General features: G+C 48.5%; 15 protein-coding genes. 5 read left to right on the plus strand and 10 right to left on the minus strand.

Translation table 11 applies throughout. The features are described 5' to 3' along the window. Positions 1 to 232: 232 nt before the first annotated feature. The 5 genes from MHM95_RS03010 to cydC are packed head-to-tail and all read left to right on the plus strand — an operon-like array spanning position 233 to position 6553. Positions 233 to 1807, plus strand: coding sequence for a cytochrome ubiquinol oxidase subunit I (locus MHM95_RS03010; protein WP_022946771.1), 1575 nt, complete (start codon positions 233 to 235; stop codon positions 1805 to 1807). After that, positions 1804 to 2943 carry a cytochrome d ubiquinol oxidase subunit II gene (gene cydB, locus MHM95_RS03015; RefSeq protein ID WP_053910954.1) on the plus strand — a complete coding sequence of 380 codons (1140 nt, stop codon included), beginning with the start codon at positions 1804 to 1806 and terminating at the stop codon, positions 2941 to 2943. Before MHM95_RS03010 ends, cydB begins: the two co-directional genes overlap by 4 nt. Before the next feature lie 9 nt (positions 2944 to 2952). Then, positions 2953 to 3078 (plus strand): cytochrome bd-I oxidase subunit CydX, encoded by a 126-nt coding sequence (gene cydX / locus MHM95_RS03020; RefSeq protein WP_022946769.1) that lies wholly within the window; start codon positions 2953 to 2955, stop codon positions 3076 to 3078. 3 nt (positions 3079 to 3081) lie between these two features. Then, a complete protein-coding gene (cydD, locus tag MHM95_RS03025; protein WP_239384180.1) occupies positions 3082 to 4848 on the plus strand; it encodes a thiol reductant ABC exporter subunit CydD in 1767 nt (588 codons plus the stop codon). Beyond that, positions 4841 to 6553, plus strand: coding sequence for a thiol reductant ABC exporter subunit CydC (cydC, locus tag MHM95_RS03030; protein ID WP_239384181.1), 1713 nt, complete (start codon positions 4841 to 4843; stop codon positions 6551 to 6553). The genes cydD and cydC overlap by 8 nt, the downstream gene beginning before the upstream one ends. A gap of 55 nt (positions 6554 to 6608) precedes the next feature. Here cydC and lpxA read toward each other — a convergent pair whose 3' ends face one another. The 10 genes from lpxA to frr form a co-directional block, all read right to left on the minus strand. Beyond that, complete coding sequence (gene lpxA, locus MHM95_RS03035) at positions 6609 to 7379, minus strand: acyl-ACP--UDP-N-acetylglucosamine O-acyltransferase (protein ID WP_022946766.1); 771 nt, start codon at positions 7377 to 7379, stop codon at positions 6609 to 6611. A 2-nt stretch (positions 7380 to 7381) separates the two neighbouring features. Beyond that, on the minus strand, positions 7382 to 7834 hold the full coding sequence (fabZ, locus tag MHM95_RS03040; RefSeq protein WP_022946765.1) for a 3-hydroxyacyl-ACP dehydratase FabZ: 453 nt from the start codon (positions 7832 to 7834) through the stop codon (positions 7382 to 7384). A 21-nt stretch (positions 7835 to 7855) separates the two neighbouring features. Beyond that, entirely contained in the window at positions 7856 to 8881 is a 1026-nt protein-coding gene (lpxD, locus tag MHM95_RS03045; protein WP_239384282.1) for a UDP-3-O-(3-hydroxymyristoyl)glucosamine N-acyltransferase, read from the minus strand. Beyond that, positions 8881 to 9399, minus strand: a complete 519-nt coding sequence (locus tag MHM95_RS03050) for an OmpH family outer membrane protein (protein WP_022946763.1) — start codon at positions 9397 to 9399, stop codon at positions 8881 to 8883. The genes lpxD and MHM95_RS03050 overlap by 1 nt, the downstream gene beginning before the upstream one ends. 17 nt (positions 9400 to 9416) lie before the next feature. Next, positions 9417 to 11888, minus strand: a complete 2472-nt coding sequence (gene bamA, locus MHM95_RS03055) for an outer membrane protein assembly factor BamA (RefSeq protein ID WP_022946762.1) — start codon at positions 11886 to 11888, stop codon at positions 9417 to 9419. A gap of 202 nt (positions 11889 to 12090) precedes the next feature. Continuing rightward, entirely contained in the window at positions 12091 to 13443 is a 1353-nt protein-coding gene (gene rseP, locus MHM95_RS03060) for a sigma E protease regulator RseP (protein ID WP_239384182.1), read from the minus strand. After that, entirely contained in the window at positions 13436 to 14641 is a 1206-nt protein-coding gene (gene ispC, locus MHM95_RS03065) for a 1-deoxy-D-xylulose-5-phosphate reductoisomerase (RefSeq protein ID WP_239384184.1), read from the minus strand. Before ispC ends, rseP begins: the two co-directional genes overlap by 8 nt. After that, complete coding sequence (locus MHM95_RS03070; protein WP_138590905.1) at positions 14638 to 15504, minus strand: phosphatidate cytidylyltransferase; 867 nt, start codon at positions 15502 to 15504, stop codon at positions 14638 to 14640. Before MHM95_RS03070 ends, ispC begins: the two co-directional genes overlap by 4 nt. Positions 15505 to 15520: 16 nt before the next feature. Continuing rightward, the gene (gene uppS / locus MHM95_RS03075; RefSeq protein ID WP_022946757.1) at positions 15521 to 16306 is read right to left on the minus strand and encodes a polyprenyl diphosphate synthase; all 786 of its coding nucleotides are present in this window, start codon (positions 16304 to 16306) and stop codon (positions 15521 to 15523) included. An 81-nt stretch (positions 16307 to 16387) separates the two neighbouring features. Next, complete coding sequence (gene frr, locus MHM95_RS03080; RefSeq protein ID WP_022946756.1) at positions 16388 to 16945, minus strand: ribosome recycling factor; 558 nt, start codon at positions 16943 to 16945, stop codon at positions 16388 to 16390. Positions 16946 to 16948: the final 3 nt, after the last annotated feature.

The following is a 16948-nucleotide window of genomic DNA, read 5'->3' on the forward strand; positions in this document are numbered from 1 at the left end:
TATTAACCGCCTAGTCTACCCTGTTTGCGATGCGCTTAAAACCTCGTTGCTATTAAATGCACAATCCTTCTACGGCCTAGCTTGATGAGCTGGTTGATATTTTTCCAGTGTGCCTTTCTTTTAAATTAGATGTTGCTAATATTGTGTTGACTTCGTAAGCAGTAGTCTGGATACTAACGAAAGTTTCAGTAATTACTGAAACTTTAAACAAGCTTACATTAAGGGGTGTTCCATGATAGATGAATCCTTTGTAGACATCTCCCGTCTACAATTTGCAATCACTGCCTTCTATCACTTTTTGTTCGTGCCGCTCACGCTAGGGATGACATGGATTTTGGTGATAATGGAGTCTGTCTATGTAATGACAGGACGCGAAATTTACCGTGATATGACGAAATTCTGGGGGAAGTTATTTGGTATCAACTTCGCCTTAGGGGTGGCCACCGGACTGACTATGGAGTTCGAGTTTGGTACCAACTGGTCTTATTATTCTCATTACGTTGGTGATATCTTCGGTGCGCCCCTTGCCATTGAAGGGCTAATGGCATTTTTCTTAGAGTCCACCTTGGTCGGCATGTTCTTTCTAGGCTGGGATCGGCTCAGTAAAGTGCAGCACTTGGGGGTGACCTTCTTTATGGCGGTGGGCACCAACCTCTCCGCACTATGGATTTTAGTCGCCAATGGCTGGATGCAAAACCCTGTGGGTTCAGAGTTTAACTACCTGACCATGCGTATGGAAATGCAAAGCTTTGCCGAATTGGTGTTTAACCCGGTGGCACAGGTTAAGTTTATTCATACCGTCTCTGCCGGCTATGTTGCCGCCTCTATGTTTGTGCTTGGGATCAGTGCCTTTTATATTCTTCGCGGCCGTGATGTTGCTTTTGCTAAACGCTCGTTTTCGGTTGCCTGTAGTTTTGGCTTAGCCTCGGTATTGTGCGTTATTCTGCTCGGTGATGAGTCCGGCTACGAGGTCGGCGAGGTGCAAAAAGTGAAACTCGCGGCGATTGAAGCGGAGTGGGAAACCGAGCCTGCCCCAGCCGCTTTCACGTTATTTGGTTTTCCAGACTCTGAAACACAACAAACCCATGCGGCGGTGAAAATCCCCTATGTTATGGGCATTATTGCTACCCGCTCGCTGGATGAGGAAGTCACCGGCATTAAAGAGTTGCAACAAAACCATGAACAACGTATCCGCAGTGGTATGGTGGCTTATCGCTACTTGGAAAAGCTGCGTAATGGCGAGGAAACACCAGAAAATATTCGTCAATTCAATCAGTACAAAGACGATTTAGGCTACGGCTTACTATTAAAGCGTTATTTGGATGACGTGTATAACGCCGATGAAGCGCAAATCCAAAAAGCGGTGCAAGACTCTATCCCACAAGTTGGGCCACTGTTTTGGGCATTTCGTATTATGGTTGCCTGTGGCATGGTGATGCTGCTGATCTTTGCCGCCGCGTTTTATTACAATGCTAAACGCCAAATCGAGCAAAAACGTTGGCTACTCAAAGCGGCGTTATTTGCGATACCACTGCCCTGGATTGCCATTGAAACAGGGTGGTTTGTGGCTGAGTATGGCCGCCAGCCTTGGGCTATTTCCGAGGTATTACCGACCTTTATGGCCACCTCAAGTCTGACCTTTAATGATGTGCTTATCTCCTTAATTGGCTTTATTACCTTTTACACCATATTGGCCATTATCGAAATCTGGTTAATGTTGCACTTTATTAAGCAGGGGCCAAGCTCACTGCATACAGGTAAGTATTACTTCGAGCGTCAACAGCAACTACAGGAGAGCAAATCATGATATTTGATTATGAAACGCTAAAACTTATCTGGTGGGTGCTTATTGGCGCATTGCTCATTGGCTTTGCCATTACTGACGGCATGGATATGGGCGCTGCTACCTTGTTACCTTTCGTTGCCAAACAGGATGTCGAGCGCCGAGTAGTGATTAACACCGTAGGTGCACACTGGGACGGTAATCAAGTCTGGCTTATTACCGCAGGCGGTGCACTCTTTGCCGCTTGGCCAATGGTGTATGCCGCTGCCTTTTCAGGCTTCTACTTTGCCATGATGCTGGTGTTGTTTGCGCTGTTTTTCCGCCCCTTGGCCTTTGACTATCGCTCTAAACTGGATAACCCCACATGGCGTAACCGCTGGGATTGGGCGCTTTTCTGCGGCAGTTTCATTCCAGCACTGATTTTCGGGGTGGCCTTTGGTAACTTGTTGCAAGGGGTACCTATTCATATCGATAATCTCATGCGTGTGAGCTATCACGGCTCCTTCTTTGGGCTGTTGAATCCTTTTGCACTGCTATGCGGTGTGATCAGTGTAGCGATGCTGGTTGGCCACGGTGGCGTATGGTTACAAATGCGCACCGCTGAGCCCGTAGCTTCACGTAGCGCCCGTTTCGGTCGCATCGCGCTGGTTGTCGCCCTCGCTGGCTTTGCCTTGGCCGGTGCGTGGCTGACGCAAATCGACGGCATGCAGATTGTCACTATGGCCGATACCAATGCCCATGCCGACCCATTAGCAAAAACAGTGACCACTGCGACCGGTCTATGGTTGAACAATTACAGCGAACGTAGTTGGACCTTGGCGTTCCCAATCTTGGCGTTTGCCGGAGGTCTGTTGGCCTTGTTGTGCTCACTTAAGAGTAGACCTGGTTTTGGCTTCATCTGTTCGAGCATCATGTTGTTAGGCATTATTATGACCTTTGGCGCATCACTGTTCCCGTTCATTATGCCTTCCAGCCATGACGCCAATATGAGCTTAACCATTTGGGACGCCGTTTCCAGCCACATGACTTTGAATATCATGTTTATTGTGGTCGCTATACTGCTCCCCATAGTACTGTCTTACACCACTTGGTGTTATGTGAAGATGTGGCGCCGAGTAAGCAGTGAAGAGATTGAAAACAACACCCATGGCAGCTATTAAGGAGGCATTATGTGGTATTTTACGTGGATTTTAGGAGTATTATTCGCTGTTGCCTTCGGCGTGATCAACGTCATGTGGTATGAAATGGGCCAGCACAATGATTGTGTGGCCGACGATCACAAGGAGCATGATTAATACATGACCCCCCGCCCCAACCGCGCGCAGCAAAACCAGCTGCGCGTTTTTTTAAAAAACTTTTCACGTTCACAAAATGGCGCGATGCTGATAAGCATTTCCTTAGGTATCGTCAATGCCTTACTGATGATAGTGAGCTGTTATTTATTAGCACACATTTGCCATGCAGTGATGTTTGCAGATGAGCACTTAGCGCAACAGCACACCCAGTTAGCCATACTGGCTGGCATAGTGGTACTGCGAGCGCTGTGCAGTGGCGTTAGTCGCTATGTCAGTGAGCGCTGCGCCATTGCTCTAAAACAGCAAATGCGCCATACACTTTGGCAAGCCATGGTCGCAAAACAGCGCCAAGGTCAGCTTGAACACAGCCCAGCGCAGTTGGTCAATATCCTTAACCAAGGCGTGGAATCACTGCACGATTACTTCGCCAAATACATTCCTGCTGTCGCTTACGCGGGCTTTATTCCTCTCGCTATTATCGCCGTAGTCTTTCCTATCGACTGGCAATCTGGGTTAATCTTTCTTGTTACGGCGCCACTCATTCCTTTTTTCATGATTTTAATCGGTTATAAGGCCGAGGCGCTCAATGAGCAAAACTGGCAGCAGCTCCAGCGTCTTGGTCATTATTTTATGGACCGCCTACAAGGCTTAGTGCAGCTGAAGCTATTCAATAACGAGCGCCAGCAAATTGAAAATGTCGCGCTGATGGCCGATAAATTTCGCATCACCACCCTCTCGGTACTGCGTATTGCCTTTATATCCACCTTAGCACTGGAATTTTTGGCGACCATCAGTATCGCCTTAGTGGCTGTGATTATTGGCTTTCGCCTTTACTTTGGCTCGTTAGATTTTGCCACCGGTTTTGTGGTGCTGTTGTTGGCGCCGGAGTTTTATCTGCCGCTGCGCCAGTTAGGTCAGCACTACCATGCCAAGCTCAAAGGCTTAGCCAGTGCCAGCTCAATGCTGTCGCTGCTACAAAAAGCAGACACCGACACTATTAAAGGTGAGCAGTTAGCGGACCATACCCCTATCCATACAGTAAGCACCGAGAACCTGTGCTGGCGCTTTGACGACGCCCAGCACGACACCTTACAGCAGCTATCGCTTAAGTTCTGCGGCCCCGGCATGCATGCCATTGTCGGCGCAAGCGGCAGCGGCAAGTCCACATTACTGGATTGCTTGATGGGCCTAAAACCCAGTGTCGCCGGAGCCATTAAAATAAACGACCACGCCTTAAGCACTTTAAACATCCAGCAATATCAACAGCGCATCGCTTGGGTTGCCCAATCGCCGACACTCTTTAGTGGCAGCATCGCCGAAAATGTCGCCTTGGCGCAACCAGACGCACCACTGGGTGTCATTCGCGCGGTCTGTAAAGACGTTGCCCTGGATGATTACATTATGACCCTCGCGCAAGGCTACGACACGCCCATAGGCGAGCTCGGTAAAGGGTTATCCGGAGGGCAAATACAGCGCCTAGCTTTGGCCCGTGCACTGTTAGGCAAACCCGAAGTGCTGTTTTTAGATGAGCCCACAGCGGCCCTTGATAAGCACAGTGAGGCGCATGTGCAGCGGTGTTTAGAGCAGCTCAGCAAACACTGCTTAATTATCGTTATTGCCCATCGTTTGCATACCATCAGCGATGCACAACAGGTGGTGGTCATGGAGCATGGCCGTATCGCTGAGCAAGGTAATTACTCACAGTTGATACAGCAACCCCACTCAGCACTCAACCACTTACTCCAAGGAGCGGCGGTCGAACATGGCTAATTGGCAGTTTTTGTTATCGTTATTACGCCCCCACCTAAAGTGGGCAGTCATTGGCTTGGCACTGGCGCTGTGCGCCTTAATAGCGAATGTTACTTTGCTGGCGATCTCCGGTTGGTTTCTTGCAGCTATGGCCAGTGCCGGGCTGCAAGGGATCACCATGAACTATTTTACCCCAGCGGGCATTATTCGTTTTTTGGCGGTGGTGCGCACCGCCAGTGGTTACGGTCAACGCTTGGTCAATCACAACACCACATTTTTGGTGCTCAAAACCTTGCGAGTGAGCGTGTTTGCAGCACTCACCAAAGTGCCCTTGCAACAATTCACCAGTATTGGCCAACAGCTATCGCAATTGCAAGACGATGTTGAGCGCCTTGATGAGTTTTACATTGGTGTGCTGCTACCGATTTTACTTGCCCTTGTTGCGCTACCTTTGTTCGCTTGGGTATTAAGCCTGTATAGCATAATGTTGATGGTGGTCAGCGTCAGTGCACTGCTGCTGTGCGGCGTACTGTTACCCTGGTGGCTGAGCCTCAACTTAAAGAGCATTGGCACCGACACCCAAGCGGCTCACACACAACTTAATGAGCGCTTGGTGGAAGCGACCCGGGGGTTAAAAGAGCTACAACTGGCTGGCGCCTGTGAGCGCTACTGGGAGCACATCGATCATGCCCAACACGCTTTAGCTAAAGAGCAACAACGCTCACAAAATTGGTATGCGCGTCATCAGGGGTTGTCATTATTTGTTAGTCAACTGACCATTATTTTCGTGCTTATCATCATGATCCCCATGGTCACCAGTGGCGCTATGGTTAACGTCAATCTGGCGATGTTGATGTTACTGGTACTCGGGGGCTTTGAAATTGTGCTAACACTCCCTGATGCCATGCTTAAACTCGAACTGACATTGGCAAGCAGCGAGCGCCTGCGCCAATTGGTGGCGCAGCCCAAGCACAATGAAGCTAAGGAGATAGGCGAGCTCACTAGCCAAGAGGTGTACTCCCTGGACGCACTGAATTACACCTACCCCGATAGCAGTAACGGCATAACGGATATCAGCTTCACCATTAAGCAAGGCGAAAAAGTGGCTATTGTTGGTGCTAGCGGTGCTGGCAAGTCTACCCTGCTGGCATTACTCAGTGCCCAGCTGCAGCCGAGCTCCGGCAGCCTAGAGTGTTTTTCTCGCCCGCTTTCGAGTCTTAACACGCATTGGCTTTACCAGCACTTGGGTATGTTGTCGCAACAATGCCATGTGTTCAGTAGTAGTATTAAGAACAATTTGCTGTTGGCGAAAGACGATGCCAACGAGCAGCAACTTTGGCAGGCGCTTGCTCAAGCCCAGCTGAAGGATTTTGTCGCGACAACGGAGCATCAGCTCGATACACTCGTGGGCACTGGCGGGCGGACTCTATCTGGAGGCGAAGCACGACGTTTGCACATTGCCCAGCAATTATTACGCGACCCACGCGTGCTGTTACTCGACGAGCCCACACGCGGACTGGATAACCGCAACCAAGAGCTGGTTATTGACGCCTTAATGGCACTGTTTAACACTCGTACCGTGATCACCGTGACCCATGAAAGCACGCTGTTAAACCGTATGGACCAGGTGGTTTGGCTCGAGCAGGGCCGTGTTAGGGCCACGGGCACACATCAGCAACTGCAAAAGCACCGTGATTATGTCCGCCTAACCAGTGTGATTAACTAAGCCACAAAAAAAGCGCCCTCAAGGCGCTTTTTATTATTCACTCAAAATATCGAGTCTAGCGAATGATACCGCGTTCAGACTGTTGAACGAGGTCAATCATTGGCTGAATGGCTGGAAATTGCTGCGCATCTTCAGTTAATTGGGCCACGGCTTCATCGGCTTTTAAACCTTTACGGAACAAGGTTTTGTACGCGCGGCGAAGGGCCATAATCTCATCAGACTCAAAACCACGACGCTTGAGTCCTTCAGTATTAATTGCCACAGGGCGTGCCGGCGTGCCAATGGTGGTAACATACGGCGGCACATCTTGGTTCACCCCAGAGTACATACCGATGAAGGCATGATCGCCTACTTTGCAAAACTGATGTACACCCGAGTTGCCAGCCAAAATAACCCAATTGCCGATGTGTACATGCCCCGCCACACTGGCATTGTTGGCAAAAATAACGTTATCACCAATCACGGCATCGTGAGCAACATGGGTATAAGCCATAAATAAGTTGTTGCTACCGATTTTGGTAATCCCCTGGTCCTGAATGGTACCACGGTGGATGGTGGCACATTCGCGGATCACATTGTTGTCACCAATAATCAGCTGCGTTGGTTCATCCTTGTACTTTTTATCTTGGCAGGCCTCGCCAACCGATGCGAATTGATAGATGTGGTTGTTTTGGCCTAAAGTAGATGGCCCTTTAACTACCACATGCGACTCAATAATTGTCCCTGCACCGATTTCTACATCATTGCCGATGTAGCTGTATGGACCTACTTGCACATCGTCGGCAAGCTTTGCGCCCGGTTCGATAATTGCGGTCGGATGAATCACGATTAAAACTCTCTTCTAGCACACATCAATTCGGCGCTGCACACGACTTTATCGTCGACGCGTGCTTCGCCATAAAACTTCCATAAATTGCGACGCTCTTTTAAAAACTCAACATGCAAATGCATGGTATCGCCAGGCCCTACTGGGTGCTTAAAGCGTGCATTATCAATAGCTGCAAACAAGTATAGCTCATTGTCACCGCGATTTTCCGTGGTTTTAAAGCCGAGTAAACCAGTTGCTTGGGCTAGGGCCTCGAGAATCATCACCCCGGGGAATATGGGCTGATCGGGAAAGTGGCCGGTAAAAATCGGTTCATTCACGGTCACATTCTTAATCGCATGCAAACGCTCACCGGGCGTGTAATCAATAACACGATCAACGAGCAGCATAGGGTAACGATGGGGTAGCAGGCTTAATATTTCTTGAATATCAAAGCTATTTAACTGATTAGCCAACTTATTTTCCTTAAAACTAATTTACTCTTGCGACTTCAGCTGCGCTTCAATGGACTTGATACGCTTGTGCATGTCACCAATATTTCGTAAGTGCGCGATGGTGCGGCGCCACTCTTTGTTTTTGCTGTGCGGAACACCAGATGAATAAATACCAGGCTCATTGATGCCACTGGTAACCATATTCATGCCGGTTAGTACCACTTTGTCGCAAATTTCCACGTGACCGGTAATGGCGCTTAGGCCACCAATTTGGCAATAACGGCCAATTTTAGTACTGCCTGCAACCACGGTACAACCAGCGATAGCGGTCCCTTCACAAATCTCAACGTTATGTGCTATCTGGCATTGGTTGTCGATAATCACATTGTCGTGGATAAGGGTGTCGTCAATGGCGCCTCGGTCGATGGTAGTGCTGGCACCAATCTCAACACGGTCGCCGATTATAACAGATCCAAGCTGCGGGATCTTAACCCATTGCCCTTGTTCGTTGGCATAACCAAAACCATCGGCACCCACCACGGTATTTGCTTGAATCAAGCACTGCGCGCCTATATTCACTTCGTGGTAAACAGTGACGTTATTCCATAACTTAGTACCTGCGCCAATACGCGCATTAGCACCTATAAAGCAATGACTGCCTATTTGAGCATGTTCGCCAATGTGAGCACCGGCTTCAACAACCACGAAAGGGCCAATGTTGGCGCTCTCACTGACTGTTGCTTCACTGCTTATCACCGCACTGGGGTGCACACCCTGTGCTGCTGCCGGCGTAGTGTCTAATAGCTGTGCTAACTTGGCATAGGCGACATAAGGATCGGCACAGATAACCTTGTTGCCATCATAATGCTCGGCATCATCCGCACTGAGGATCACCGCACCAGCTTGGGTGGTGCCCAGCGCACTACGGTACTTTTTATTGGCGAGGAAACTGATATGTTTAGGGCCTGCTTTTTCCAGTGTTTGAATACCGTCAATATGCAGGCCCTGGTCACCAACTAGCTCAGCACCTAAGTGCTGAGCAATGTTCGCTAGTGTTGTTGTCATTATTACTTCTTACTAACAGCGTCGATAACGTCTTCAGATAGGTCGGTCACTTCACTTGGGTTGAAGTAGATAGTGCCATCTTTCACTTTAACTTCGTCAAAGTCGCCTTCTTTGGCTACTTCTTGAATCGCTGCTACGATAGTTTGCTGCAATTTGCCTAGCTCTTGGTTTTGGCGACGCTTGATCTCTTGCTCAAGCGGGCGACCTTTCTCCATTAGTTGCTTTTGCATACCTTGGATCTTCGCACGCAGCTCTTGCTTCTGCTCATCGCTCATCACCGTACCTTCACGCTGGAACTTCTCAGTTTCAAAGCGGATGTCGCCTTGTAGCTTTTCTAGTTCCTGACGACGCTCAGCAAATTCGCTTTGCAAGGTCTTCTCAATGGCTGCGGTTTGCGGTACTTGCGCATAGATTGTTTGCATATCAACAATGCCCACTTTGTGCGCCAAAGCGCTCATTGAAGTACCCATTGTTAGTGCAGCGAGTACCGCCATAGCCGTACTTTTAAATAATTTTTTCACAAAAAACTCCTTAAGAATTAGAAAGTATTACTGATGTTAAAGCTAATGGTCTTGGTATCATCATCTTCTTGTTCTTTCAACGGATACGCAAAACTAATCAACATCGGCCCCATAGGTGAAATCCACTGAATGGATAAACCTGTCGACACCCTAAAGCGTGACGGATCTGAATAGTCATCTAAGCGAGCACGTTCATCAGGTTGTAAATTTTGATAACGATCTACGTTAAACTCAGTATCCCATACGTTAGCTGCGTCAACAAAGAAGCTGGTACGTACGGAACTGGTATTTTCCTCGTCCAAGAATGGCGTTGGCACAATCATTTCCATACCAGCCACGGCCTTGGCGTTACCACCAATACGCCCAGCAAGGCGCAAGGTGTCAAACTCTTCTGCCCCACCGATACTGCCAGCTGGCGTGCCATCTGGCAAGGTGGTGCCAGGAATGTTCTGAGGTGCTCTTACCACTGCGCGCGGTAAGATGGTGTTTCTATCGAATCCACGAAGCTCTTGTTCCGTGATTCGGAAGAATTCTTGCACTGGTAATACTTGGTCAAAGCCGTTGGTAGAGCCATAACCATTACCATAGCCTAACGCTGCACGGGTTGAGAATACCCAGCGATGGTCATTACTGATAGGCCAATAAAAACGCGAGTTATAGTTCACTTTGTAGTAGTTAAGGTCAGAATTCGGCGTGGTTGCCGTCAAGTTAAGTGACTGACGTGAACCCGCTGTTGGGAATAACCCTCGGTTCACGGTCACCCGTGACCAACCGGTTGAGAGCTCAAATTTAGTGAACTCAAAACCCGCATCCGGATTTTCAGGATCTAAGAAGGTCTCACGCAACACTCGAGTTTGCTCGTATTCGGCTAAGTCTGAGAGCTCTTCTTCAATCCAACGAATACCGAAATTAACTCGGTTATTGGCATTAATTGGGAAGCCAATGTTGGTACCAAGGCCATAACTCTTTGACTTATAGTCGATCAAGCTGAACTCACTGGCATCGTAGTTACGATAGAAAATGCTTGAACCCTGAGATACCCCATCTGGTGTGAAATATGGGTCGGTGTAGGACAAGCTCACACTTTCAGAGCCGCGCGAGGTGTTGATATTAAACGACACCTGGTTACCTGAGCCTAGGAAGTTTGACTCACTGACACCAATGTTAAATTGCAGACCGTAATAAGAACCATAAGCCAGACCGGCGGTGAAGCTACCTGCTGACTGCTCTTTTACGGTGAAATCAACATCGACTTCATCATCAATACCAGGCACCGGGGTAACATCAAATTCAACACTTTCCATGTAAGGAAGACGCTGAATTTGTAGCTTTGAGCGCTCTAGGTTTTGGTTTGATAACCACGCACCTTCAAGCTGCGTCATTTCGCGGCGCAATACTTCATCAGCGGTGTTTTGGTTACCAGAAATATCGATACGGCGCACATAAACACGTTTGCCAGGGTCAACTGACAAGGTTAATTGCACCTCTTTATTTTCATCGTCGATTTCAGGGATGGTACGCACTTCAGCATTGGCATATCCAAAACGGGCTAAAAAGCTCTTAATGAATTCTTCTGAAGACGTCACCACCGAGCCATTATACAGCTCACCTGTTTTGAGCGGGATAACGCTTTTAATTAACTCTTCACGGCCTAACAAGTCGCCGATGAAATCAAAGCCTTTAACCATGTACTGCTCACCCTCGGTGACGTTCGCAGTGACATAGACTGATTCACGCTCGGGGCTCACTGATACTTGGGTTGAGTCAATATTAAAGCGCAGGTAACCACGGTCGAGGTAATAACTGCGGATTTTCTCCAAGTCCCCTTCAATGGTTTGCTTTTGGTAGCGATCCGACGACATGAACATGTACCAAGGCAAATCTTGCTTAGACTCTGCGAGGTTCAGTAGTTCTTCATCAGGGAATAACTCGTTACCGACGATATTAATCTGGCGAATTGAAGCGGCATCACCTTCATCGAAGTTTAACTTTAAGCGAACCCGGTTACGCGGTAGGCGAGTGATTTCAAGGTCGATTTTGGCGTTGTACTTACCAATACTGTGGAAGAAGTCGATTAGCCCCTTCTCAACACTATCAAGCACGGTTCTGTCGAGTGGCTCGCCTTGGCGGATATTTTGTTGATTCAAGCTCTCACTAAGCTGCTCGTCTTTAATATCTTTGTTGCCATCGAATTCGATAGAGCTGATCGTGGGTCGCTCGGTCACTTTGAACACGATGCGTTCACCATCACGATACGCTTCGATATCATCGAAGTGACCAGACTTGTAAAGCGACTTGATGGTTTTTGACACAGTGTAGGTGTCTACCTGATCGCCAACGTTAATTGGAATATGTGTCAGCGCTGCACCGAGTGCAACACGCTGCAACCCTTCTACTTTTAAATCTTCTACGATAAAGGATTCTTGGCCTAGGGCTGCAAAGCTTGCCCCTAATAAACTCGTAACTGCCAAATGTTTTTTTATAGCCATTTTATTATCTTTGTCCTTTACTACAGTGTCTTCACCCAGCTCACCCTCATTCCCGTTTTGCGCACGGCTGGCTGGGTGAGTAGGCCGTTGGCTGCATCATTGGCTGCCATCTTATCATTGCTGTTTGGCTTACACAGCTGTTTCTTTATACATCACGCTCAAAAAACACGCAGTTGACGCGTTAAGCGGATGGTGTACCTATTTACAATCTTGCTATGTCGTTCAGTAATGCAAACGCGGTAAGCGCTAACAACAACATGGCACCGATGCGAAAGCCAATTTCTTGTGTCTTTTCAGAGACTGGCTTTTTACGAATTAGTTCAATTACGTAATACATTAAATGCCCGCCGTCTAACACCGGCAAGGGGAGCAAATTAAACACCCCTAGGCTGACGCTGATTAACGCTAAAAAGCTCAAAAAGGCAACGAAGCCGTAGCTTACGCTAGTTCCAGCCCCGACTGCAATGCCCACCGGGCCACTGATATTTTTGATTGACACTTGCCCGGTGACTAAATTAGCTATCATCTCAAAGCTCAGGCTAATCATTTGCCATGTTTTTGCCACGCCTAGGCCAGCTGCATCAATCACGTTGTAGCTGCGTGTTGAAATGGCCTCTTCTGGCCAAGGCTCAACTACCGGCACCACTCCCAAGTAACCTCGAGAGAAGCCATCTTCAGTAGGCTTGTTAGCTGGGGTAATGATCACATCAAGGCCTTGGGCACCGCGCATAACATAAAAGTTCAATGCTTGCCCTGCTGAGCGCTCAATACGATTGACGAGGGCCTGCCAACTTTTGATAAGCTCACCCTCAACACTGACCAACACATCGCCCTCTTTGAGTCCTGCACTGTGTGCGGGCGAGTCCGGAGCAACCATCGCAAGCGTAAGCGTTGCATCGGGTCGGTAAGGCTTGATACCTATCGACGTCAGTGGCGACTCATCGCGCTGCTGCAGCGTCCAGCCTTGTAAATTTAAGGTGCGCACTGCCTGAGAACCAGACTCAGCTTGCACTTTGACATTCACCTCGTCATCCCCTAGGTGCTGCATCAATGCCAATGTGACTTCTTGCCAATCTTGAGTTTGTTTACCATCAATAGTCAGCAATTGTTCGCCCGCCTGCAGACCCGCCGCTTCAGCGCGGCTTTGCTCTGTCACATCACCGACGATGGGCTTGACTGACTGCACGCCGATGACATACATCAATGACAACGCAAAGATTGCAAATAGGAAGTTGGCCAATGGGCCGGCACTGACAATAGCAATACGCCAATACACTGATTTGCTGTTGAAGGATAAATGCTTTTGTTCTTGCGGTACGTCATCCACTCGTTCATCGAGCATTTTCACGTAACCGCCCAGGGGGATCATTGCCAGCACATATTCGGTGCCATATTTATCATGCCAGCGTACCAGTGGCTTGCCAAAGCCAATAGAAAAGCGGAGCACTTTAACGCCCGCTTTGCGCGCCACCCAAAAGTGGCCATATTCATGAACGGTAACCAAAATGCCCAGAGCGAGAATAAACGAGCCTAGGTGCCACACAAATTCAAACATCAACCGCCCTCTTTATAATTAATTGCTGCGCCGTTGTTCGTGCATCCGCATCACAAGCCAACACGCCCTCGAGACTGGCATCATACGTAAGCGTCAGCGCTGATAAAGTGTCAGCATTAATACTGTAGATATCAGGAAAACGGATCTGACCGCGTAAAAACGCCGCCACGGCCTCTTCATTGGCAGCATTAATGGTGGTGGTGGCATTTTGCCCCACACGACATGCATCCATCGCCAGTTTTAAGTTGGGGTAGCGGGTAAAGTCAGGAGCGTGAAAGCTAAAGTCTTTCATTTGGCTAAAGTTTAGCGGTGCTACGCCGGCATCAATGCGCTCGGGATAAGCCATGGCATGAGCGATAGGTGTACGCATATCGGGTTGTCCCATTTGCGCAAGCACTGAGCCATCGACATACTGCACCATGGAGTGAATCATACTTTGCGGGTGGATAACCACCTCAATATCGTCGACCTCTGCGTTGAAGAGCCATTTTGCCTCAATAAATTCAAGCCCTTTATTCATCATGGTGGCAGAATCTACAGAAATCTTTTGCCCCATAGACCAATTTGGGTGGGCAACGGCTTCGGCAACAGTAATATCGTCAAAGGTCGATAATGGCCGTTCACGAAAAGGGCCACCCGAGCCGGTTAATAAAATTTTGCTCACCCCATGGTGGTGCAAGCATTGATCGCTGTGCCCTTGAATCCCAGAGGGCATGCTTTGGAAAATAGCATTGTGCTCGCTATCAATCGGCAATAGCGTCGCCCCATGCGCTTTTACTTTGTCGATAAACAGCTGCCCCGACATCACCAAGGACTCTTTATTCGCTAACAACACAATTTTGCCAGCTTCCACAGCATACAGTGTTGGTAATAGCCCAGCGGCTCCGACAATAGCGGACATCACCATATCGACCTCGCTGTCTTGGCAGGCCATAGCGAGGTCTGTTCGGTAATCAATTACCTTGGTGGGCAGTTTCAAGCGATTGAGCTCTACTGTGAGCGCCTGATTGGCGACATCGTCACTAAGGCAAGCAAACTTTGGATTAACGCGCTGGCAATCCGCAACCATTTGCGTCACATTGCTGCCAGCGACAAGGGCGAAGACGCCATAACGCTCGCTGTTACGGCTAACAACATCCAGTGTACTTTGCCCAATTGAGCCGGTGGAGCCTAATACAGTGACCCACTTTTTGCTCATAGTGTCATGGTCCATGCGTAGAACACCACAAAAATAGGCGCGGCTGCCGTTAGGCTGTCTATACGGTCAAGAATGCCGCCATGGCCAGGGAGACATTTACCGCTGTCTTTCATACCTGCTTCGCGTTTAAACATACTCTCAAGTAAGTCGCCAATGGCTGAAAACGCCGCCACAATCACCGCCATAGCGCCGTAGATAAGCCATAAGCTGGGGTCGATGCCATTGAAATAGCAAAATCCCACGACAAAAAGAGCAGCACTTGCGAGACCACCGACGAAGCCTTCAATTGTTTTGTTTGGGCTCACTTTAGGCATCAGCTTGTGTTTACCAAAGTTTTTACCGCAAAAATAGGCGCCGATGTCGGCGCTCCATACGATGCCGAGTACGGCAAGAATAAGAAATGAGCCAAATTGGCTGGAGTCGGTGTAATTGGCACTGCGCAATACGTTTAATGCCAGCCACAATGGAGCCAAAGTCAACAGCCCGGCCACACCGCGCATTACCAGACCTTGTGACCAAGCATCGCTGAATCTAGGATAACGAATGACCAAGATGGTGGCCACTAACCACCAGGCGAAGGATAAGGTGAACACATAATTGGCATCTGCCAGCAATTGGCCTTGCTGCCATAAACTATCGACTGGCCAATGCCACTGCATCAATGCGACTACTACGCCGACCAAGGCAACATAGCCTAGGCGCTGTACACGCTTACAAATACCCATTAGTGCAGACCATTCATAGGCGCCTAGTAAGACGATTGCGCCTGCACAATAACTAAACCAGTCTAACGGTGTTAAAAATACCAGCACCAAGGCCAGTGGCGCTAACACCAAAGACGTTAAAATTCGTTGTTTTAGCAAATGTTATACCTTCAACTTAGGGCTGAGCTGTACAGAGTAGTTGTTTTATTTGTTCACCAGTACATCCAAACCGGCGCTCTCGCGATACGTAGCAAGCGATCGCGTCAGCAAAAGCCGACTCGTTAAAGTCTGGCCACAACGTCGGCGTAAAATAAAGCTCAGCATAGGCCGCCTGCCAAAGTAAAAAATTGCTGATGCGTAAATCACCACCAGTGCGGATCAATAAATCCAGCTCACTTTGTTCATTAAGACTAATATGCTTTGCCAACGAATGCTCGTCAATGTCATCCGCTGATAATTCGCCTGCTTGTACTTGCTTCGCTAACTGTTGTGCGGCGTACCCTATATCCCATCGGCCCCCATAATTGGCGGCGATATTTAAGCGTAACCCGGTGTTTTCAGCAGTTAGTGACTCAGCTGCAGCTATTTTTTCTTGTAACTTGTTAGAAAAGCGACTCATGTCGCCAATTATGGATAATTTAACGTTATTTTTATGGAGTTTTTTAACTTCGCGGCCCAGTACCATCATGAATAGTTCCATGAGCGTGCTGACCTCTTCCTCAGGACGACGCCAGTTCTCGCTGCTAAAGGCAAACAGAGTCAACGACTCAATACCTAGCTTAGAGCAAAATTTCACTGCATCTTTAACCGCATCAACACCCTTCTTATGTCCGTACACACGAGGACGCCCTTGCGCCTGTGCCCAGCGGCCATTGCCATCCATGATAATCGCGACATGTTTAGGTAGCGATTGTTGTGCTATTTGCTGTGCGTCTAAAGCCATAAAACTCACATTATCCACAAAAAAACGCCGCCTAGTATACCCTAGACGGCGTTACAAGCCTAATGGCAATTTATGAGCAATATGCCCATAAATTGGGCGTTAGATTTCCATCAATTCTTCTTCTTTAGCGCTTAGTTGCGCGTCCATTTCTTTGATGTACTTATCTGTTAGCTTCTGAATTTCATCTTCGCTTTGGTGCGCTTCATCTTCAGAAATATCTTTGTCTTTTAGCAAGGCTTTAATTTCACTGTTCGCGTCACGACGGATGTTACGCACAGCTACGCGGCCGCTCTCTACTTCACCACGCACGACCTTGATAAGGTCTTTACGACGCTCTTCCGTAAGCGGAGGAAGTGGTACCCGAATAACCGTGCCAGCTGCAGCTGGGTTAAGGCCCAAATCAGAAGTCATGATCGCCTTTTCTACTGCCTGCGCTAACGATTTGTCAAATACGCTGATAGCCAATGTACGTGAATCTTCAACTGTTACGTTAGCCACTTGGTTAAGCGGAGTATCGGCGCCGTAATAAGAGACAGTAATGCCGTCAAGTAATGCTGGGTGAGCACGACCGGTACGGATTTTAGATAGTTGGCTGCCTAGAGCAGCGACACTTTTTTGCATGCGCTCTTGCGCACTTTTTTTAATATCGTTTATCACGCT

Origin of the sequence: Pseudoalteromonas sp. CnMc7-15, assembly GCF_022347925.1 — a bacterium.
GTDB lineage: Bacteria > Pseudomonadota > Gammaproteobacteria > Enterobacterales > Alteromonadaceae > Pseudoalteromonas > Pseudoalteromonas ruthenica.